Here is a 22,713-nt window from a genome sequence, read left to right on the forward strand (position 1 = left end):
TGCACAACCAGACCAGCCTCCCCCTATTATAACTATCTTCAATACAATCTTCTCCCTTCAAATATATATTTAGGACTGGTTTGCATCTTACACAGTCTTCTCAATTTTTCATCATCATTCATAATTGTACAGCAACCACAAACCCCTTCCCCACAACACATTTTTGCATTATTGGAACAAGAAAATTCAATATTCTTATCATAAGCTTCTACTATTTTCATGATTTGATGACTAAGCACATCTGCACTGTCACAATGCACTAAAGCAACATTACCCTTAGTTAAAATTCCTTCTAAAATCTTTCTACACTTACAATCAAGAATTCCACCCATAAGCAGTGTATTGGTTTTAATTATTTTTGTAGCAAATTTTTTCAATTCCTTTTCTATAAATATTGTATCTAAAGTTCCTTCATCAATAATTACTGTAATTGTATTTTCATTATTGTATAATTTCTCCATAACAGGTACCATAGGTGCTTGACCTATACCTCTACATACTAAAACACAATGATTTCTTTTAATGGTATTCACTGAATTAAGTCCTAAAATTCCATTCCAAAAAGGACCTTTAATTAAAACATATTCATTGATATTTACATCTTTAAGTATCTTTGTTTTAAGTCCCTTTAATTCAATAGCCAAGGTAATAACATCATTTCCCGTATCACTATCCATTACACAAATTGGGGTATCAAAGGCTTGTTCACAATCCTCTTTTCTAATAAATACAAAGGAACCAGGACCAACTAATTCGCTAGCTAGTTTTTGAGTAACTTTAATCTTTAATATCATAAGCTTTTCATTTATTAGTTCTTTATCTATAATTTGAAATCTTTGATGTTTCCTTCCTTCCTTTGCCTTAAAATTGTTTTGCATAAATTCCTGATATATACATACTCCATTCCAATTTACGCAATCACAAAAGTCTTTGCCATCTAAGTGAGAACAAAGAATGCAATTTCCTGACTCAGCTAAATGACATGGACAGTATTCACTTCCACAATCTATACAGTTATATGGTTCATAGCCCATTACCTGTGCCTCCAAAATTACTATATTATCAGAATATTTCACAATAAGTTATTTGCTACTATTTCCATGAAAAAAACCAAGGTTTTTACCTTGGTTTATATTATTTATTCTATTCATCTTTATTAATCATGTATTTAATGTAATCCCATATTCCAATTTTTTCAATATCTTCTTTGAGATGAAGGGTTATTGCGTATTTAGAGTTTAATTCATTGGTTATGGTAAGCATTCCTATATCATCTGTAGTTCTAATTGGTGTAGTTAACTCATAATTAGGTAGAACAATATCTTTGACTATTTTTTCTTCATTTCTAACAGGAAAAATTAAATCTTCTTCAGCAACTAATGGTATTCCCTTGTCTTTTCCTTTAACTTTTATATCTCCTATAACTTCACCAGCTTCTATAACTTTTTTATATTCATAATTATCTTTTACATATTCATAAATTCTCTGACTTTCTTTCCATCTTGGAACACAATTTAATGTTACTACAATTATTTCATTTTTATCTAGTTTAAAGGAACTAACAAGACATTTTCCAGCCTGTCCTGTATATCCAGTCTTAACTCCAGTACAATTAGGCTCTGAATATAAAAGTTTATTTATATTATTAAATTGTTTTGTAAATTCTATTCCTTCTTCTCCCGAGATTAATTTAGTAGACACAATTTTATTAAATTCTTCAATCTCCTTAGCTTTTTTAGTTGCTATAGCTAAATCATAGGCTGAAGAGTAATGGGAGTTACTATCTAGACCATGAGGTGATTCAAAATGACTATCTAACAAACCTATTGATACTGCAAATTCATTCATGACTTCACAGAACTTTTCTACAGTCCCACTAGTTCCTTCAGCAATAGCAATGGCACAGTCGTTACCTGACTTGAGCATAAGACCATATAAAAGTTCTCTTATGGTTACCTTATCTCCAGCCTTATATCCTACTTTAGAGCCTCTTATAGATGCTGCATTTTTAGATATTTCCACAACTCTATCTATATCTCCATACTGTAAAGTAACCAGAGCAGTTATTATCTTTGTTGTACTTGCCATAGGTATAACTTTATGGGCATTTTGATCAAATAAAATAGTTCCAGTAGCTGAATCTATAGCTATGGCAGATACTGCATCTACTCTTATTGGAGCTGCATCTACGTTTTTCATAGGAATACTCACTATAATAAATAAAAATATTAATAGGAAACAACATACTCTTCTTTTCATCCTTTTACACTCCCAACTTAAATTTGTGACTTATTCTCAAATAGTTTTATTTTTTTATTTACCATGAATATATAAATCATAGTTGGATAGAATTGCAGATATAAAACTATGGAGGTTTAGTATACTAATGAAATGTTTTTTATGGATTTTAGCCATAGTTACACTGGTCTTATTATTTCCTATTCCAATAAAAATAACACTTATATATGCTAATGAAATTTTTACCTTAAAAATATATAATAAAGTAATAATTCCATCAAAAACTAAAAAAAATAGGGCTAAAAATGAAAACAAATGGAGTGATTATGTAAAAACTCCTAACGAAGAAAAAATTTCAAAATTAAAATTTAAAGATTTGAAAGGAATAATAGAACTCTTTGTTAATTCTAAATTTAAATTTACTATACGCACTAAATTTAGAGTGGATTACTCTATAGAAGATGCTGCTATAAACGCTATTACTTACGGCTTTTTATATCAAATTACAGCATTTATTTCAACAATTTTAAATCTATTTTTTAAAGTTAAAAATTTTACTCCTACTATCAATATTAAATATAATAAAAATTTCTTTAAATTTGAAAGTACTAGTATAATTTTTATAAATATAGCAAAAATTATATACATGGTTATTGTAATTTTTTATCACCTTATCAAAGTACGAAAAACTTCTTCCTTTGATAAAGTGAATTTAAAGGAGGAATTTTAGATGGACGGTCATCCAATAGAAAATTTAATGAAGTCGACTATGGAAAATATTAAAAATATGATTGATGTGGATACAGTTATCGGTAATCCTGTAAGTGCACCTGATGGTACCACAATCATTCCAATTTCAAAGGTATCCTTTGGTTTTGCCTCAGGTGGAAGTGAATTTAAGGATACTAACTTAGATTCCTCTAACAGGCATCCCTTTGCTGGTGGATCTGGTGCTGGAATCTCCTTAAAACCAGTGGGGTTCTTAGTAGTACACAAAAATACCATAAGATTTCTTTCCGTGACTGAGTATAATCCATACGATAAGATAATGGATGCAATGCCTCAAGCCATTGATATGATTTCTGGGCTATTTAACAAAGATAAAGTCAATGGTGATAATTATTCTGAAGTCTATAACCCATGCGACCCTTGTGATTAACTCTAAGAAAAAAGGCTATCTTAAAATAATTCATTAATCTTTTTATAATATTGAGGTGTATTTTAATACTATAAGTACATCCTCAATATTTATTTAAGATTTAGATTTTATTTTAAATATAGCCATAATATTATTAGAACTTCTTTTCTTCAATATCCTTTTCCTCTAATTCTACTAGCTCTTCATCTTCAATAAAATTATCTAAAGATGGTAACTCTCCTAAAGATGTAAAATCAAAATGCTTTAAGAATTCGTCAGTAGTAGCATAAAGATTTGGTCTTCCTATAACACTTTTCTTTCCTGATTCCTTTATAAGTCCTTTTTCTACTAAAGTACTAATAGCTCTATCACTTTTAACTCCTCTTATGTCTTCAATTTCTATTCTGGTTATTGGTTGTTTATAAGCAATTATAGATAGGGTTTCAAGAGCAGCCCTAGATAAGGATTGTCTAATATTTGTCTTTAACAGCATTTGAAGATAATCACTATTTATAGGTTTTGTACCAAGCTGATAAGCCTTATTGATACATATTAGTTTTATCCCCCTAGACTCATCTCTTTCATATACCTTTTCTAAAACCTTTAAAAGTTCTGTAGCAAATTCTACTGAACATTCTAAAATACTTGCTATAGTGTCTACTTCCAATGGGTCTCCAGTTACATATAATAAAGACTCTATTATAGAAAAATATCTTTCATATTTAGATTCATCTATAAGATAATTTAACTGATGTTCTGATTCTTGAAGAACCTCTTCTATTTTATTTCTAGGATCAATATCTATGCTTCCATCTTCTTTATTTACTCTACTTAAAATTTTATCATTAACTTCTACATCTTCATGATTTAAATTAGTATGTTCATTCATCCCCCATCACTCCTTCTAAATATATTTCACCAAAGTTACCATGTTGAACTACTCGTACATCCTTAAGCTTTATTAACTCTAACAAGGCTAAGAAGGTTACAATGATTTCCGTTTTACTTTTGCTCTCCTTTATTATACTAGTGAAGGTAGTATTTTTACTATGCACTAATACGTCTTTTAAGTAATCCATCTTATCTTCTATTTTAAATAACTCAACCTGTACTCTGTCTTCTATGTTGAAGGTTTCATTCATCTTATTTTTATATATTTCCATAAGTTCAATATACATATTATATAAATCCATCATGGTTATGCCCTTAAGTAGCTCTTTGGCATCTTGCTTTTTTTCTCTGGTATCTTCAATTATTTCAGGCCTTTTAGTAAATATAATGCCTGTATTCATTTGTCTCTTGCCCAGAAATTCAGCTATATTTTTAAATTTTTTATATTGAACTAATTTATCTATAAGCTCTTGTGTATCATCAACCTCTTCAATCTCTGGTTCCTTATTTTTAGGAAGTAATACCTTAGATTTTAATTCAATTAATGTAGTAGCCATAACAATAAACTCTGATGCAATATCTAAATCCAATTCCTTCATTTCATTTAGATATCCTATATATTGATTTGTTATATCTAAAATACTTATATTATATATATCCATTTGGTTCTTTTTTATTAAGTGTAATAAAAGGTCAAAGGGCCCCTCAAAGTTTGAAGTTTTAATTGTTAATGCCATGGTTTCACCTTCCTTACAACAAATTTATCTGCATACTAAAAACTTCAATATATATTTTAGCATGAAAACACTCATTTTAAATTATACTCTAAATTTAGTTAAATTTACAATAGTAAAAACCATATCTTTCAATTATGACAATTATTATTTTGGAATCAAAAATTACTGTAGTTCATTTAAAAATAAAAAATCACCCTAAAAATTTTAGAGTGATTTTTTATATCAGCATTATACATTTGGGGTTGTATATTGTAACTGATAACTATAGCATTAAACTGAATTTTAAATTAACCTTTATATATACTTTTTACAAACATTTATTTTTTATTCAATATAAGTATATTAAAAGATTAAATATACTTATATTGAATGATCAAATATATTTGAAAATATATCTTTAACATTTTTAAAGAACTGAGATTGTTTTACTTCCCTATCACTATATAATTCTACTTTTCCTAGTAATTCATCTCCATTATAAACTTCACAATATCCAACAACATCACCAGCATTTATTTTTTTCAGTTCAGGATTAATATTTACTTTCTTTGTTAATTCTTCCTCAGTGCCTTTTTCTATGGTTACTTTTAAATCATCTTTTGCTTTTGCTATAAAGAAAGAATCACCTTTTTTATTTAATGGGATTTGTTGCACGTCTACATCTTTAGCTACTATAGTTTTACTTTGGTATTTAGAAAATCCAAAATCCATAAGCTTACTTGCATCTGCATTTCTTTGTTTATATGTAGGCGCTCCCATTATTACTGCAAGCATCCTTACATTGTCTCTAGTTGATGTAGCAGATATGCAATACATAGCTTCTTGTGTAAATCCTGTTTTTAGTCCATCACACCCTTTGTAAAATCTCACCAACTTATTATGATTAACTAATTCAATTGGTGTTTTTCTACCTTCTGATATAGTTTCCATATATATAGATGAATATTTTAATATGATTGGGTGTTTTAAAAGCTCTCTAGACATTATGGAAATATCTCTAGCAGTACTTAAATGTCCTGAAGCACTAAGACCTGTAGCATTTTCAAAGTGAGTATTAGTCATTCCAAGTTCTTTAGCTCTTTCATTCATTTTTACTGCAAAAGCTTCTTCACTGCCTTCTAAGAATTCTGCCATTGCCACTGCTGCATCATTTCCTGATGCTATAGCTATACCTTTTAGAATTTCTTCCACAGTTCTTACTTCTCCAGTGTCCAATATCATACTACTACCGCCCATAGATTTAACCTTTTCACTACAAACTATTTTATCTTGAAGAGTTATTCTTCCATCATCTAAGGCTTCCATAGCAAGTAGCATAGTCATTATCTTAGTAACCGAAGCAGGTGCAAACTGTTCATCTGAGTTTTTTTCATAAATAACTTTACCTGAATTAGGCTCTAATAGTATTACAGATTTTGCCTGTGGCTCAAACCCTATTACATTATCTGCAGGCTCATTTTTTATTTCATCATCAGCAAAGGCTGTTGGAAGGATTATAGCCTGCAATGAAAGTAGTACGGATAATAATAAAGTTAAAACAAATTTATTCTTTTTCATAACCGACCTCCAAAACAATTATTATGAGGTTATTTTTACCTCAATCTTAAAAATTATCCTAGAAATTTAGAAATTTTATTTTCTAAAGTTTCTTCCTATTTAGAGTTCCCTAATATAGAATTTATATCCTCAAGGTGCATATATTACTTTAAAAATAAAATGAAGCTATATAANNTTATATAGCTTCATTTTATTTTAATATATACTAACTAATTACTTCATGGATTAGTGGTATATCATTTTTATAGCCTTCAACTATTTCATAGTTTTTTAAGATACCCTCATTAGCTTTTTCAATAAGGCTTTCATTATTACTATGAATATATGCTATGGTGTCACCCTTTTCTACTTTATCACCACGTTTTTTATTTAAAACTATTCCCACTGCTAAATCTATTTTACTTTCTTTAGTGGCCCTTCCTGCTCCAAGTTCCATTGCAACTATTCCTAAGTTTTCAGCATGGATTTTTTTAACCACTCCACTATTTTCTGCAATTACCGGTACTACATACTTAGCTTTAGGTAATAAATTTGTATTATCGATACAGTCTATATCTCCACCTTGAGCTTTAACAAATTCTTTAAGTTTTTCTATAGCTGCTCCTGAAGTTATAGTCTCTTTTAACATAGCTTCAGCTTCCTCAGCAGTACTTGCTTTTCCTGCTAACATTACCATACGACTTCCTAAAACTAAAGAAAGTTGTAATAAGTCCTCGGGACCATTTCCCTTTAATGTATTTATGGCTTCTTCTACTTCTAAAGCATTACCTATAGCTAAACCTAATGGTTGGTCCATATCAGAAATTACTGCCATAGTATTACGCCCAATATGTTTTCCTATAGAAACCATTTCTGTAGCCAATTCCTTAGCAGATTCTGTGTTTTTCATGAAAGCTCCATCTCCAACCTTAACATCTAAAACTATAGCATCAGCTCCTGAAGCTATTTTTTTGCTCATAATGCTAGATGCAATTAAAGAAACATTATCAACGGTTGCTGTAACATCTCTTAAGGCATATAACTTCTTATCAGCTGGTGCTAAGTCTCCAGTCTGTCCTCCCACAGCAATTTTAATAGTGTTAACATTATTAATGAATTTTTCTGTTGGCATCTCCACTGAAAAACCTTTGAAAGCTTCTAACTTATCTATGGTTCCTCCAGTATGCCCTAGGCCTCTCCCTGACATCTTAGCTACTGGTATCCCCAATGCTGCTACCATAGGTGTAAGCACTAAAGTCGTAGTATCTCCTACTCCACCTGTACTGTGCTTATCTACCTTAACGCCTTGAATTTCACTTAAATCTAACATATCTCCAGAATGTACCATTGCCATTGTTAAGTCTGAAGTTTCTCTCTTATTCATCTTTTGAAAATATATAGCCATCAAAAGAGCTGATACTTGATAATCTGGAATTTCTCCCTTTGTATAGCTCTCTACAAAATAATTTATTTCCTCTGTAGAAAGCTCTCCACCATTTCTCTTTTTTAGAATCAAATCATACATTCTCATAAATCACACCCCGCTCTATACCTTTATATTTAATTTTGTTTGTAAATGGTCCACTATTATAATTCTCTAACTATTCCTTTCACTAAAGAAACAAATTTTGATTTTACTTTAGCAGAAGTTTCTATTACTTCTTCATGATTTAATGGCTGGTCTAAGATTCCAGCTGCCATGTTAGTTATGCATGAAATTCCTAGTATTCTAAGACCACAATGATTAGCTGCAATAACTTCAGGAACTGTTGACATTCCAACTGCATCAGCACCTAGTATTCTTGCCATTCTTACCTCTGCTGGAGTTTCATATACTGGACCTGTAAACATCATATAAACTCCTTCTTTCAATTCTATATTAAGAGATGCTCCAACTTCTTTTGCTAGTTTTAAATATTCTCTATCATAAGCTGTAGACATATCTGGGAATCTTGCTCCTATTTCTTGTTCATTTTTACCTATAAGTGGATTTGTACCTGCAAAGTTTATATGATCTGTAATCATCATTAAATCACCTGGTACAAAGCTAGTATTAACACCACCACAAGCATTAGTTACTATCAAGGACTTAACACCCAAATATTTCATGATATGGATTGGAAGTGCTAATACGCTCATAGGATGGCCTTCGTAATAATGAAATCTACCTTGCATCATGATAACCTTTTTACCTTCTAAAGTTCCGCATACAAATTGTCCTGCATGACCTTGTACTGTAGATACCGGAAGATTAGGTACTTCTGAATACTTTACTACCACCCTATCTTCAACCTTGTCAGCCATATCACCAAGACCAGAGCCTAAGATAATACCTATTTCTGGTTGGAAGCTTAACTTAGCCTTTATGTATTCTACACTCTCATTAATTAATTTAATATCCATTATAATTTCTCCTCTTCTTCACAGTTATATAATTTTATTTAGTTATACTCTATATTATCAGCTTATTAATTTATCTTAATGTTATTTGTTTGACTAGTTAGTTAAATAAATAATATTAACAACAAATTACAATATATTATTACCTTTAAGGAATTTATATATTGTAATTTGTGTATTAAAATTTTTATTATTCTTATTGTCTTTATATTTTTATACTATCTAAAACTCTTTTAAACCTAGATTACTAGCTATACAATTAAATCTTTGAAGCTTTTTCCTACTAAATCATTTTCAATATCAAGTAAATCTAATACAGTTTTACCTATATCGCAGAATCCATTTCTAGTTCCAAGATTTATATCTTCCTTAAGATTTCTTCCATATACAAGTACAGGCACATATTCTCTGGAATGATCTGTACCTTCTGTAGTTGGATCACATCCATGATCTGCAGTAATGATTAATACATCATTATCTCCTAAAGCTTCTTTAATTTCTGGTAATCTATCATCAAATTCTTCTAAAGCCTTAGCATATCCTTCTACATCATTTCTATGTCCAAATTTCATATCAAAATCTACTAAGTTTGTAAATATGAATCCATTAGAATGAGACTTCATCATTTGTAAAGTTTTATCAACCCCATCCATATTGTCCTTTATAGATACTGATTCTGTAACACCTTTTCCTGTAAATATATCTTTAATCTTACCTACAGCTGCCATAGGTAAGCCAGCTTCACTGACATACTCAAGAGCAGTCTTATTAAAAGGCTCTAGTGCATAATCATGTCTATTAGCTGTTCTTACAAACTCACCTTTTTTCATACCTTTAAATGGTCTGGCAATTACTCTACCTACCATCTTATCTCCAACTAACATTTCTCTTGCAATTTTGCACATATTATATAATTCTTCTAAAGGTATTACATCTTCGTTAGCTGCAATTTGGAATACACTATCTGCAGAAGTGTAGATTATAGGGTATCCAGTTCTTATATGTTCTTCCCCTAATTCCTCAATGATGGCTGTACCAGAAGCAACTACATTTCCTAAAGTCTTTCTTCCTATCTTAGCTTCAAATTCATCCATAATTTCTCTTGGAAAACCATTAGGATAAGTTTGAAGAGGTGTTTCTAAAATTACTCCTGCCATTTCCCAATGTCCTGTAATAGTATCCTTTCCTTTTGAAAGTTCACTACATCTTCCATAAATTCCTTCTGGATTTTCGCACTTAATAAGGTTTTCCACGCCTTCTATGGAACCAATTCCTAAAGCTTCTAAGTTTGGAATAGAAAAACCTTTAACATGTTTTGCTATATTACCTAAAGTATTACTACCTTTATCTCCATAAAGCTCTGCATCTGGAAGTTCTCCAATACCAACACTATCAAGCACAACTAAAACTACTTTTCTATCCATGATATACTTCCTTTCTTCTTAGTCACTGATATATTATATTTTACCACAGTTGTTTCAAAATATATAACTAAATAAAATAAATTATGTGTCACTGCTAAACTTCCATCTTTTTTAGCAATGGCACATAATATAATAGTACATTATTATTGAAATATGTCAATTTATTAGTTGAATTTATTTATCTATATTATTCCTTTATCTCAATATGGAATTAAATATATGAATATAATTATATAATATTTCTAAAGGTTTTATTAGTTCATTGCCAACTAAAATACTATTTTCATAAATTCCAGGTTTATAAAAATAATTCAGTACATAATCTAATATATTAGGCAGTACTCCCCCCATAACAAATATAATTATAAAGCACTCTGCGTATATAATTAAGAACTTTTTAATGTCATCTTTCATACTTTTATGCCCCTAACCCCTTTAGTGCAAAATTTATAAGTATAGGCGTTATAAAAGACTCAAATAAAAATCCAATGAACATAACTCCTGTGACAATTAAAAACATCATAGTATAATTTTTTACTGAACCAGTATTAGGTGAATATTTCTTTGTAAATTTTTCTTTTACTATACCTATAGAAAATTCAATAGATAGTACTGATAAAAATATTAAACATGGTATATATATAAGGTTTTGTGGTAAAACACCTAAAAGTGATAAGAGTAATCCTTTTTCTTTTAATCCATATATAAAAAAACTAAAAGTAAATCCTAAAGAAAATCCTTTGTAAATATTAATCAAAATAATTATTGGAAGTCCTACCACTGTTAATCCCAAGAACCAAAATCCAATTATAATGGGTATATTATTTTTTAAAGTACCCATTAATATTTCTTTATTAGATAATCCATCTAAGGTCGATGATGATCCAAAAGCAGTTATATAGTTAATTAAGGTACTCTTGTCCACATCCCCCATATATTTAACACAATAGAGACCTAGAATCATCCCAGTGGCAATAAATAATATTGTTAATAAATACATCCAAATATTTTCATAAAAATGTTTATTAAAACTATCTATTATGCTTCTTAATGTCATACATATTCCCCCTTAGTTTATTTAAGAATTAATTTATATTTATGCCTAACCCAAGGGTAATATTCCATTTTGTTTAATTTTTACAAGTATGCTAAAGCTGCAATGGTCTTTCCGTCTATAACTTCTCCACTTTTAACCATTTCTTTAATTTTATCTATACTATATAATTTTACATTTATAAATTCATCATCATCTCTATTAACTTCCCCTTTATATAACTCAGTAGCCTTATATAAATATATATATTCATCTGAAAATCCAGGTGCTGTAGCTATTTTACCTAAGAACTGAAATTTTTTAGCCCTATATCCAGTTTCTTCTTCCAATTCTCTAATGCCACATAGTTTAATATCTTCTCCCTTTTCTATTTTTCCAGCTGGTATTTCTAAAATTGCTCTATCTAATGCTTTTCTAAACTGTTCCACAATAAGTATAGTATCTGAATTCAAATAAGCTACTATACCAACTGCTCCTGGATGTTCTACAAGTTCTCTTTTTCCCACTTTTCCATTAGGAAGTTCCACTTGTTGCACTTTTAAATTTATTACTGTTCCTTTAAACTTATATTCTTCACTAATAGTTTTCTCAAAAAGTTTCATCATCACCACTCCTCACAATATATAATAACCTATCATACATAAAATAGACACCTTCAATTTTTTCAAATTAAAAGATGTCTATAATTTTTAATTATATATTGTTGGTGTAAAAACAATTTGTTGCCTTAGCTTTAATAATTAATCGACTTAAATTTTACTATAAACCTAATAATATTAAACTTCTAGCATACTTTATTTTTAAGTCTTAGCTTGTCTGCTACCATTGCAATGAACTCTGAATTTGTTGGTTTACCCTTTTCATTATGAATAGTGTATCCAAATAACTTATTAATAGTATCAACCTGTCCTCTACCCCATGCAACTTCTATAGCATGTCTTATAGCTCTTTCTACTCTACTTGCAGTAGTATTGTATTTCTTAGCTATTGCTGGATATAGTTCTTTAGTTACTGCTGACAATAATTCTATGTCATTTACCACTAAAGTTATGGCTTCTCTTAAATACATATACCCTTTAATATGAGCTGGTACACCAATTTCATGAATAATATTAGTAATTTCTGATTCTAAATCCATAGATCCACTATTTGATTTGGGTTTAGCATCCATCATTAATGATGAAGAACTAGTTGTATTAGTAACTGGTGTTTTTCTAACTGTATCACTTGAAATTGAATTATTAAACATATCTCTAATTCTATTAGATAATACGTCCATATCAAAAGGCTTAACTACATAATAATCAGCTCCTAAAGATATAGCTCTTTGAGTTATTTTGTCTTGACCTACTGCTGATAATATAATTATTCTAGGCATTGGATTTAAATTCATTGTATTTAATCTCTCAAGAACTCCTAATCCATCTAAATGAGGCATTATAATGTCTAGAACTACTAAATCAGGGTTAGTTTGTTCAATAAGTTCTAAAACCTCTACTCCATCTTTTGCTACACCAACTACGTTGATGTCCTTTTGACTTAAAAAATAATCACTTAAAATATTGCAAAACTCCTTATTATCATCTGCAATTAGCACATTAATGCTTCTTTGCTCCATTCCACAACTCCCCTTTTTGTAATTTTTACCATATCATAGATATATAATTTCGACAAAAGTAATAAAACTCCTTCTACTACCTAAAAAAAAATAAATTTTTTTAAAATTCAACCTTTTCTTATATTATAACATCATTTTGAGTCAAATAAAAACAACCTATTGTAATTTTATATAAATAGATTGTTTTTATTTAATTATTTATGATTATTATATAGCCTTTTGTATTTTTTAAGTGTAATTGATAATATTTATTTATTTCCTAATGTCTGCTTCATTTATCATCCAATCCATATATATTCCATATCCTGTATCAGGCTTATTGACAAGAACATGGGTTACTGCACCTACTATTTTGTTATTTTGAATTATTGGACTTCCACTCATACCTTGAATAATCCCACCTGTTTTCTCTATGCACAATGGATCTGTAACTTTTATTATCATACTTTTACCATTTGGTTCTTGTTGATTTAATAATTTTTCTATTACTATGTCAAATAATTGAGGCTCTTCTCCATCTATAGTTGTAAGAATTTGTGCTTTTCCTACCTTAACTTCATCTTTAAATCCTACCTTCATAGGCTTATTGTAATTATTGCATATTAAATTATCATTACCTTCTCCAAATACTCCAACAGGGGTATTTAATCTAATTATTCCTAAGGTCTTATTACTATCTGTAAAAATCCCCCTAAGTTCACCTGGACTACCTTTAGCTCCTTTCCTAACTGACACTATATTAGAATCTACAATTTCACCTTTCCCAACACTCATAATAGTATTGGTATCCATATCTGTTATAGGATGTCCTAGTGCTCCAAACTTCCCACTTTCTTTATGATAAAATGTTAAAGTTCCCACACCTGCTACAGAATCCCTAACCCATAATCCAATTTTATAGTTTTCATCCTTCTTACTGACCACTGGATTAACTACAAAATTCATTTCTTCGCCTTTTCTATTTACTGTAATTTTAACCTGCCCTCCCTTTGCTCTATTTACATAAGTAGCTATATCTTCGGCACTTTTTATTGTTTCATTGTTAATTTTTGTAATACTATCTCCTATAGCTATTCCAGAAATAGCAGCTGGGCTTTGAACCTTATTACCATCTACCTCAATATCTGACAAAGCAATAACAAGGGCTCCTTTTGTATTAATTTTAATTCCTAAAGGTTTTCCTCCTGGGTAAACCATTATGTCGGAGGTTTTAGCATAATTAACCTTTTTTAGACTAGTAGCTTCTGAAAAATTTAATTTATAGTCCATAGCACTTGAATAATTATTTATTGAAGGCACTGCTTCATTAAAATATCTATTAATTATATCAGTATAGCAATTTATAGATATTAGTATGAAGGTTGTAGTAAATATCAAGAATAAAATATTACTAAATTTTTTCATAATGCTTTACCTCCTGTAAAGAATGTTTAACTTTAATTTTCCCCTATGAGAAATTTTTATGTTAGAGTTCTTTTTCTTTTAAACCCAAAAAGATTTCCTAATTGAATTTTTTAGAACATGAAAATAAAACACTATAAACTAAAGTTATACTTAGTTTATAGTGTTAAACATTTTTATAGTATATATTCACATTTTAATTTTTATTTTTTAAAATTTATAATAAAATCTAAGAACTCTGTTTATCGTCTTAAATCACTTTTTATTTCTTTTGCTTTTGAAATCATCTCTCTTGCATTTTCAATAGTTATAGCCGTAACTTCGCTACCACCAATTATTCTAGCTACTTCTTGTTCCACTTCATCATCCTTCAGCTTCTTAACTTTTGTAAACGTATTTACTTCATCGCTGTTTTTTTCAATTAAATAATTCACATCTGCTAGTGCTGCAATTTGAGGTAAATGAGTTATACAAAATACTTGATGAGCTTCAGAAATAAGCACCATTTTTTCTCCTACTCTTTGAGCTATCCTACCACTTATTCCAGTATCTACCTCGTCAAATATTACAGATGGAATTTGGTCTTTATCTACAAACACAGTTTTAAGTGCTAGCATAATCCTTGATAATTCTCCACCCGAAACCACTTCTTCTAAAGGCTGTAATGGCTGTCCAGGGTTAGTGGAAATGTTGAACTGTATCTTGTCTCTACCTTTATAATTAAGATTATCTGTATATGCTACCTCTATTTTAAATCTACTTTTTTCAAGACCTACATAATCTAATTCTTTTTTTATTTCTTTTTCTAGTACTTCACTTATTTCTAATCTTAAATTATGTAATTCCTGTGCTATTCCTTCTAATTTTTCATATAACTTTTTCTTTTGTTTTAATAATTCTTCTATAATCTCTCCACTGTTTATTAATTCGAAATATTGTTCTTCTATATTATTTTTATACACTAGCACATCTTCTAAAGTAGGTCCATATTTCTTTTTACAAGCAGATAATTGATACATTCTAGAATTTATAAATTCCAATTCACCTATATCATAGTCTGTATTATCCTTTAAGTCACTAAGAGTTCTAGTATTATCCTCTAACAAGTAATATGATTCCTCCAGAGAATCTACTATGGATTTAACTTCTTCATGATGAGCTTCAATAGACTTAAGTTCTCTAATAACATACATTAAGGAATCTATAATAGAAATCCTACTTTCATCATTCTCTTTAAGTAGCATATAACTTTTTTCTAACGCCTTTTTGATTTTTTCTCCATTAGATAACATATTAAATTTTTTTGATAACTCTTCATCTTCACCTATTTTAGGTTTTATGCTATTAATTTCATCTATTTGAAACTTTAGAAAATCTATTTTTTTCTCTCTTTCTCCATCGTTTCCTTGAAGTCTATTTATTTTTTCTTCAACTTCACCATATTTTAAATAAAATTTATCGTATTCTTCAAGCTTATTCACCAATAAATCTTGGCCAAATGAGTCTACATAATTTATGTGCTTTGAACTATCTAATAAATTTTGGTTTTCATGTTGACCATGAATATCAATTAAAGTTTCACTAACCTGCTTTATTTTAGATAGCAATAAGGTTTTATTATTTACTTTTGCTATGGTTTTACCTGAGTGAAAGCTTTCCCTACTGAGTATTACTATTCCCTCATCAATAATATCTAATTCTTCTAAAATAGCCTTAGTTCTTTGATTTTCAATAGAAAAAACTGCTTCTACTACAGTTTTATCTTCTCCTACCCTTATTAAATTCTTATTAAATTTACCTCCAAGAACAAAGCTAATAGCATCAATTAATATAGATTTACCTGCTCCTGTTTCTCCTGATAAAACATTAAATCCCTTAGAAAAATCTATGGATAGTTTTTCTATAAGAGCAAAGTTCATAATATTAAGTTGTAAAAGCATTTATACCATTCCTCATTTACTTTATTAATTTTTCTATTTCTAATTTAAGTTCCTCGGCTTTTTCGTCAGTCCTTACCAAGATAAAAATAGTATTATCTCCAGCTATCGTTCCTGCAATTCCTTCTAATTTAAAAGAGTCAATTGCTTCAGCTGCAACTTGAGCTGATGCTGTAATTGTTCTAACAACCAAAATTTTATCTACTTTTTCAACAGATATAGCTGTATTTGAAAATATGTATGCCAATGCACTAATAGTTGAGTTGTTATTTGAATTTACTTGTGCATACTTGTATCTTCCTGTATGAGATAAGGTTTTAATTAAGTTTAATTCCTTTATATCTCTAGATACAGTTGCCTGAGTTACATTTATATTTTTAGCTCTTAATCTATCAGCTAAATCTTCTTGAGTTTCAATATCTTCATTTTTTATTATATCCAATATTATACTATGGCGATTTTCTTTCATATATTTTCTCCTCACAATCCATAGATCTTGAAATTATTTTCGTTCTTAATATTTTAAAATAATCATAATCCTTAAATTGAACAATCTTACACTTATCTTCAATTGTTTCAATTATCATCTCATTGTATTTATCTGATTCTAATTCTAAATGCCCATCACAGGTTAAGAATACGTTATCTTCATTAGTATTTAATATTATTTTTATCTTGTTATGAGGATCTAAAATAATCGTCTTTACTCCATTAGATATAGGACAAATAGGAGTTAAACTTATTAGCTCCATAGTTGGATAGATTATTGGCCCCCCCGCTGATAAAGAATAGGCTGTAGAGCCTGTAGGGGTAGATACTATTAACCCATCAGCTTTATAGCTACTATAAAAGCTTCCATCTACAAATATATTATAAGTCAACATTCTGCTTAGAATCCCTTTGGTTATAACTATATCATTTAAAGCTACATGGACATTTTCACTATCTTTTTTAGGAATAGTAACCTTTATCATCATTCTTTCCATGATTTTAAATTCATTATTTTTAAGTTTTTTAATAGCTTCACTAACTTCTGTTAGTTCTACACTAGTTAAAAAACCTAAATGGCCTATATTAACTCCAAGAATTGGTACTCCATATTTATATATCTTTCTTGCTGCTCTTAAGATAGTTCCATCCCCACCTAAGGTAACGAGTAAATCTAATTTTTTGTTTTCTTCTAGCTCCAATCCCTCAGCATCTTTAAATATGTGTAATTCACTTTCAGGAAATTCTTCCTTTATTAGATCATGAACATAGTTTAGTATTGTATTCTTCTTATCTTTAGATGAATTTATGTTAATACCTATACTCTTCATATATCCTCCACAGTAAGTTTTTCATGAGCATTTTTTACAATGTTTCCTATACTATTGCTGTTAAAATTTCCAATTCTATTAAAATCTTTAGTAAAATTAATCAGATATTCTATATTTCCATTAGGACCCTTAATGCCTGAATAAGTTAAATTTAATATATTAATGTGACTCTCCTTCAAAAAAGTTACTACATTTAAAATAACCTCTTCATGGATTTTACTATCCCTTACTACCCCTTTTTTAGAAACTTTTCCTCTACCAGCTTCAAACTGAGGTTTTATAAGTGCTACCACTTCTCCCACGTCCTTCAAAAGTGGAATAACATGAGGTATTACTTTATCTAATGAAATAAAAGATACATCTATAGATGCAAAATCACAGGATTCACCAATTTGTTCTATTGTAAGATTTCTTACATTTGTGCTTTCCATAGAAACAACTCTTTTATCCCCTTTAAGTTTGTCTGCCAATTGATCTTTACCTACATCTATTGCATATACCTTAATGACTCCACTAGTAAGCATACATTCTGTAAATCCTCCAGTAGATGCTCCTATATCTAAGCATTTAAGCCCTTTAAGATTTATATTAAAATCTTTAAGGGCTTTTTCTAATTTAAGTCCACCTCTACTTACATAGGGAATTACTTCCCCACACATTTCAACTTCAGCAGTTTCTTCAACTTTTAGCCCGCATTTTCTTTCTTCTTTTCCATTGACATATATTTTTCCAGATAAAATATATTCTCTAGCTTTTTCACGAGAAATTGCTAATTGCTTTTTTACTACTAATAAATCTAATCTAACTCTTTCCTTTAACATGCTTACTCCTTAGTTAAAAATTCCTCTACACTACTACAAATTCCTTCTGGGTCTAATTTGTTAAGATTATATAATATATTAACATCTCCATGCTGTATAAATTTATCCTTAAATCCTAATGTTAAAATATTATTCTTAAGTAACCCTTCCCTATTTAAATACTCTAATATCTCACTTCCAAGACCACCAGATATCATATTATCTTCTACAGTAACTAAATCATATCCTGACTGTACTAGTTCTTTTATCAATTCAGTGTCTATAGGTTTTACAAAACAGCTATTTACTATTGTACAATCTATATTTTTCTCCTTTAACATTTCTTTAGCAATAATTACATTCTGAACCATTTTACCTACTGCTATTATTGCCACTTTTCCAGATTTATTACCTAAAACTTCCCACTTACCTTTTCTAAAGAAAGTCATAGGTGAAAGTTTAATATTAGATAAGTCTCCACCCCTTGGATATCTTATAGCTATAGGATAGTTTTGTGTAACTGCAAACTGTAGCATATACCTTAACTCTTCAGTACATTTAGGACTCATTATTGTCATATCTGGTATGTGTGTTAAGTAAGATAAATCAAATACCCCTTGGTGAGTTTCTCCATCTTGACCTACAATACCCGCTCTATCTATAGCAATTACCACTGGCAATTTTTGTATTGCTACATCATGAATAACTTGATCATAGGCTCTTTGAAGAAAAGTAGAATACACTGCAAATACAGGCTTTAATCCTTGTGATGCCATACCTGCTGCCATGGTTACCGCATGTTGCTCTGCTATACCTACGTCAAAAAATCTCTTTGGGAATTCCTTAGAAAATCCCTCAAGTCCTGTTCCCTCTGGCATAGCTGCAGTTATAGCTACTAATTTTCTGTTTTTTTCTGCTAATTTTACCATAGTATCACCAAAAATTTCTGAATAGGATTTGCTAGCCTTTGAAGGTTGCTGTCCATTTTCACAATTAAAAGGTCCTACTCCATGAAATTTATCTGGGAACTCCTCTGCATACTCATAACCTTTACCTTTTTTAGTTATTACATGAATAATTACTGGGCCTTCTACCTGTTGAGCTTTTTTTAGTACCTTACTCATCTCTTTAATATCATGGCCATCTATTGGTCCATAATATTTTAAACCCATATTTTCAAAAAGCATTCCAGGAACCATAAGTTGCTTTACAGAATCCTTCATCTTATTTATAGAATTAATCATACTTTTTCCTACCTTTGGTATCTTCTCCAAAGTAGCATTTACATCACTTTTAACTCTATTATAAGCATTTCCCATCCTTAAATCATTTAGATATGTGGATATTCCTCCAACATTTGGTGAAATAGACATTTGATTATCATTTAATACTACTATCATCTTAGTTTTATTATATCCTATATCATTTAAAGCCTCCATAGCCATTCCGCCAGTAAGGGCTCCATCTCCAATTACAGCTACCACATCATGTTTCTCATTTTTTATGTCTCTAGCCCTTGCCATCCCTGCCGCTGCCGATATAGATGTACTACTATGTCCTGTATTGAACATATCATACTTACTTTCTTCTGTTTTAGGAAATCCACTAAGACCTTTATATTGTCTAAGGGTATCAAATTTTTCTTTACGTCCTGTTAATATTTTATGAACATAAGATTGATGTCCTACATCCCAAATTATCTTATCCTTGTTAAAATCAAATACGTTAAATAAACTCATAGTCAATTCAACTACACCTAAATTAGATGATAAGTGTCCTCCCGTCTTGGAGACTTGAGTGATCAGAAATTGACGTATTTCTTCTGCAAATTCTTCCAATTCATTTATTTTCATGTTTCTTATTTCATTAAAATCTTCATATCTATCTAAATACTTTGACATTTGCCTTAACCTCGTTTTATAAAATATATTACTTTTGCAACTGCATATAATATATTATTACTATTTGTAATTGCGAATTTTTTTCCTATTGCTTTTCCACCAACAGTAGCTCCTGCTATCATTGCACTAATACCAGATGCTATTAATATTTCAGAACCATAAGGGTAAAGTTGCAATATTTTTGCTACTATTACTACACCTACAGCTCCACTTATAATACCACACACATCTCCTACCACGTCGTTACAAAAGTTTGAAACCTTACTTGCATTTCTTATCATCTTCACTGCTATCTTTGCTTCTTTTATCTTCTTTGCAGCCATGGCATGAAATGGAATTTCATTTGCTGCCGTAACCGCTGTACCTATCACATCAAAAATTACGCCTAAAAAAATAATCAACACTAATATGGTAAACGCTAAGGAAGCATTAACCCTTGGAAGTGTAGATTCTGATAAAAGTGAAGCAGTTCCACTAATAATTATAGTATAAATTGTAATTTTAGTTATCCATAATGCTTCTTTTGTATTTTTTTTCTTACATTCTTTGTTTTTGGCTTTTTTATTCCGCCTACTACTATCGCTTTCCAATTTTACCCTCCAAAATAGATAAAGGTGGTAGCATACTAAGTAAAATTTGCGGCTTAGGTCTAGCAGGATTTCCCATAGAGTAATCAAGATGTCGCCATCTTGACGGTTTCCCTTTAATGCTCTATCTATAGTGTTTCCAACTACAGGGCTAGATTACCACTTAGTCCACACTGCAATCCTTAATATGCTTCACATGGAACAGTCTAGGAGATTTCCTCGACAGTTAGGTACTCTCTTATCCTCTTTTGCAACATGGGTTTTAGCAAGCAATAGCCCCATTACCCTGGCCGGGGTAACAAGATTTGTTCTCACCTCTACCCACCTCACTCAAGGCAGGCTACTCTGCACATAGCTCGTTTACCACAATGCAGGTTTAATCCAGTGCCGTACCGTGGGTATCTCTCCCAAAGCACAAACATTGGTCTCCACGATTGTAGGGTCGATGTCGCATGCCTTTGCGGTCGCCCCACAACCTTACTCCCAGCACAAGCCCACAACTGGGCGTTACAGGCCAGCACAAGGAACTTCATCGATGTGCCCTTCAACGGATTTTTAGCCCCGTCCTCAAAAGTACTTACCTGACTAGAATACTGCACCACCTCATTAAATTAATTATAGCATAACTATAATTAATTGACATTACTTTTTTTATTAACAGATTTCTTAGCTTCCTTGAAACTTACTAACAGAATTCTAAGTGTCAATTAATTTGATACTTAGAATTCGTTGTCCTTTAGGAGAAATCGTTATCCAGAGACATACCAGCTCTTAACTCCCGATTTGAAAAAGATGGGAGTATTAGAGCTGGTAGTCATCGGATAAAGTTAAATGTGCTTAGAGTCATTTGTTTTAGTAGATTAGTATTCTCTCTCCAACAAAAACTTAGTTATATCTTCTAGTTCTTTTGTATCTCTTTCTATGCTACTTAAAAGCTCATAACATTCTTGAGTTAAATTGTTACAAAACTCTTTACACTTATTAATTCCATACATGGTAATAAAATTCGCTTTATCATTTTCTCCATCACTTTGAGTTTTACCTAGTAATTTCGAATCTCCTTCAACATCTAAAATATCATCTTTAATTTGGAATGCAAGACCTAGTTTTTCTCCAAAAGATTTAAGAGTTTCCAAATCTTTTTCTGGAGCCTCTCCCATTGTAGCCCCTGCAATAATAGAAGCTGATATTAGCTGACCTGTTTTATTCTTGTGCATCTCTAAAAGAATTTCTTCATTTATTTTTTGACCTTCACTTCTTATATCTATAATTTGACCCTTTATCATACCATCTATACCTGATGACTTTGAAATAATCGCTGCTGCTCTAATTTTTTTCAATTCCCCACTTAGACATTGTGAAAACATAACATTCATAGCCTCATTTAGTAAACTATCTCCAGCTAAAGTAGCCATAGCTTCTCCATACACCTTATGATTTGTTGGTTTACCTCTTCTTAAATCATCATCATCCATACATGGAAGATCATCGTGTATTAATGAATAGGTGTGTATCATCTCCATAGATGCAGCAAAAGGAAGGATTTCATCTATACTATTATTATACATATTATAAGTACAAATCATAAGAATAGGTCTTATTCTTTTACCCCCAACCTTTAAGCTATATATTATAGGTTCTAACATGGAACTATCACCAACATCTTTAGTTTTAAAATAGTTTTCCATCCAACTTTCTATTTTTTCCTTATAGATATTAATATTCATATTTA

22 protein-coding genes are annotated in these 22,713 nt (G+C 30.2%); 2 read left to right on the forward strand and 20 right to left on the reverse strand.

Annotation, left to right across the window (positions count from 1 at the left end; all coding sequences use genetic code 11):
* Window positions 1–38: 38 nt before the first annotated feature.
* Together B2S02_RS03360 and B2S02_RS03365 are read right to left on the reverse strand one after the other, a co-directional pair.
* Window positions 39–1,076, reverse strand: coding sequence for a sulfide/dihydroorotate dehydrogenase-like FAD/NAD-binding protein (locus B2S02_RS03360; RefSeq protein ID WP_346920304.1), 1,038 nt, complete (start codon window positions 1,074–1,076; stop codon window positions 39–41).
* Window positions 1,077–1,143: 67 nt separating this feature from the next.
* The gene (locus B2S02_RS03365) at window positions 1,144–2,259 is read right to left on the reverse strand and encodes a D-alanyl-D-alanine carboxypeptidase family protein (RefSeq protein ID WP_346847970.1); all 1,116 of its coding nucleotides are present in this window, start codon (window positions 2,257–2,259) and stop codon (window positions 1,144–1,146) included.
* A 127-nt stretch (window positions 2,260–2,386) separates the two neighbouring features.
* Here B2S02_RS03365 and B2S02_RS03370 point away from each other — a divergent pair, with 127 nt between their 5' ends.
* Window positions 2,387–2,968, forward strand: a complete 582-nt coding sequence (locus B2S02_RS03370) for a DUF2953 domain-containing protein (protein WP_346847969.1) — start codon at window positions 2,387–2,389, stop codon at window positions 2,966–2,968.
* A complete protein-coding gene (gene ytfJ / locus B2S02_RS03375; protein ID WP_346847968.1) occupies window positions 2,969–3,397 on the forward strand; it encodes a GerW family sporulation protein in 429 nt (142 codons plus the stop codon).
* A gap of 133 nt (window positions 3,398–3,530) precedes the next feature.
* On the opposite strand, the gene scpB is transcribed toward ytfJ, so the two are convergent.
* From scpB to B2S02_RS03465, 18 genes are all read right to left on the reverse strand, one after another.
* On the reverse strand, window positions 3,531–4,265 hold the full coding sequence (gene scpB / locus B2S02_RS03380) for an SMC-Scp complex subunit ScpB (protein ID WP_346847967.1): 735 nt from the start codon (window positions 4,263–4,265) through the stop codon (window positions 3,531–3,533).
* Window positions 4,258–5,004, reverse strand: coding sequence for a segregation/condensation protein A (locus tag B2S02_RS03385; RefSeq protein ID WP_035129401.1), 747 nt, complete (start codon window positions 5,002–5,004; stop codon window positions 4,258–4,260). The genes scpB and B2S02_RS03385 overlap by 8 nt, the downstream gene beginning before the upstream one ends.
* A 360-nt stretch (window positions 5,005–5,364) precedes the next feature.
* Complete coding sequence (locus B2S02_RS03390) at window positions 5,365–6,561, reverse strand: D-alanyl-D-alanine carboxypeptidase family protein (RefSeq protein ID WP_346847966.1); 1,197 nt, start codon at window positions 6,559–6,561, stop codon at window positions 5,365–5,367.
* Window positions 6,562–6,766: 205 nt separating this feature from the next.
* Window positions 6,767–8,071 carry a pyrimidine-nucleoside phosphorylase gene (locus B2S02_RS03395; protein WP_346878749.1) on the reverse strand — a complete coding sequence of 435 codons (1,305 nt, stop codon included), beginning with the start codon at window positions 8,069–8,071 and terminating at the stop codon, window positions 6,767–6,769.
* 56 nt (window positions 8,072–8,127) lie between these two features.
* Complete coding sequence (locus B2S02_RS03400; protein WP_346920305.1) at window positions 8,128–8,943, reverse strand: purine-nucleoside phosphorylase; 816 nt, start codon at window positions 8,941–8,943, stop codon at window positions 8,128–8,130.
* A 248-nt stretch (window positions 8,944–9,191) separates the two neighbouring features.
* On the reverse strand, window positions 9,192–10,364 hold the full coding sequence (locus B2S02_RS03405; RefSeq protein WP_346847964.1) for a phosphopentomutase: 1,173 nt from the start codon (window positions 10,362–10,364) through the stop codon (window positions 9,192–9,194).
* A gap of 195 nt (window positions 10,365–10,559) precedes the next feature.
* A complete protein-coding gene (locus B2S02_RS03410; protein WP_346847963.1) occupies window positions 10,560–10,778 on the reverse strand; it encodes a hypothetical protein in 219 nt (72 codons plus the stop codon).
* A 4-nt stretch (window positions 10,779–10,782) separates the two neighbouring features.
* Entirely contained in the window at window positions 10,783–11,421 is a 639-nt protein-coding gene (gene spoIIM, locus B2S02_RS03415) for a stage II sporulation protein M (RefSeq protein WP_346847962.1), read from the reverse strand.
* Window positions 11,422–11,501: 80 nt separating this feature from the next.
* Complete coding sequence (locus tag B2S02_RS03420) at window positions 11,502–12,020, reverse strand: NUDIX hydrolase (RefSeq protein ID WP_346878747.1); 519 nt, start codon at window positions 12,018–12,020, stop codon at window positions 11,502–11,504.
* Between the two features lie 182 nt (window positions 12,021–12,202).
* A complete protein-coding gene (gene spo0A, locus B2S02_RS03425; RefSeq protein ID WP_150844952.1) occupies window positions 12,203–13,036 on the reverse strand; it encodes a sporulation transcription factor Spo0A in 834 nt (277 codons plus the stop codon).
* A 252-nt stretch (window positions 13,037–13,288) separates the two neighbouring features.
* Window positions 13,289–14,443: a SpoIVB peptidase gene (gene spoIVB, locus B2S02_RS03430; RefSeq protein ID WP_414632284.1), complete on the reverse strand. Its 1,155-nt coding sequence runs from the start codon at window positions 14,441–14,443 to the stop codon at window positions 13,289–13,291.
* Window positions 14,444–14,679: 236 nt separating this feature from the next.
* Complete coding sequence (gene recN / locus B2S02_RS03435) at window positions 14,680–16,377, reverse strand: DNA repair protein RecN (protein ID WP_346920306.1); 1,698 nt, start codon at window positions 16,375–16,377, stop codon at window positions 14,680–14,682.
* Between the two features lie 16 nt (window positions 16,378–16,393).
* Window positions 16,394–16,843 carry an arginine repressor gene (locus B2S02_RS03440; protein ID WP_346847958.1) on the reverse strand — a complete coding sequence of 150 codons (450 nt, stop codon included), beginning with the start codon at window positions 16,841–16,843 and terminating at the stop codon, window positions 16,394–16,396.
* A complete protein-coding gene (locus B2S02_RS03445) occupies window positions 16,824–17,693 on the reverse strand; it encodes an NAD(+)/NADH kinase (RefSeq protein ID WP_346847957.1) in 870 nt (289 codons plus the stop codon). Before B2S02_RS03445 ends, B2S02_RS03440 begins: the two co-directional genes overlap by 20 nt.
* A complete protein-coding gene (locus tag B2S02_RS03450; RefSeq protein ID WP_346877413.1) occupies window positions 17,690–18,514 on the reverse strand; it encodes a TlyA family RNA methyltransferase in 825 nt (274 codons plus the stop codon). The genes B2S02_RS03445 and B2S02_RS03450 overlap by 4 nt, the downstream gene beginning before the upstream one ends.
* Before the next feature lie 2 nt (window positions 18,515–18,516).
* Window positions 18,517–20,394 (reverse strand): 1-deoxy-D-xylulose-5-phosphate synthase, encoded by a 1,878-nt coding sequence (gene dxs / locus B2S02_RS03455; protein WP_346847955.1) that lies wholly within the window; start codon window positions 20,392–20,394, stop codon window positions 18,517–18,519.
* A gap of 5 nt (window positions 20,395–20,399) precedes the next feature.
* Window positions 20,400–20,984 (reverse strand): hypothetical protein, encoded by a 585-nt coding sequence (locus B2S02_RS03460; protein WP_346847954.1) that lies wholly within the window; start codon window positions 20,982–20,984, stop codon window positions 20,400–20,402.
* A gap of 857 nt (window positions 20,985–21,841) precedes the next feature.
* The gene (locus tag B2S02_RS03465) at window positions 21,842–22,708 is read right to left on the reverse strand and encodes a polyprenyl synthetase family protein (protein ID WP_346847953.1); all 867 of its coding nucleotides are present in this window, start codon (window positions 22,706–22,708) and stop codon (window positions 21,842–21,844) included.
* Window positions 22,709–22,713 lie beyond the last annotated feature (5 nt).

The sequence above is a fragment of the Clostridium sp. UBA7339 genome, from assembly GCF_002470865.1.
Classification (GTDB): domain Bacteria; phylum Bacillota; class Clostridia; order Clostridiales; family Clostridiaceae; genus Clostridium_J; species Clostridium_J sulfidigenes.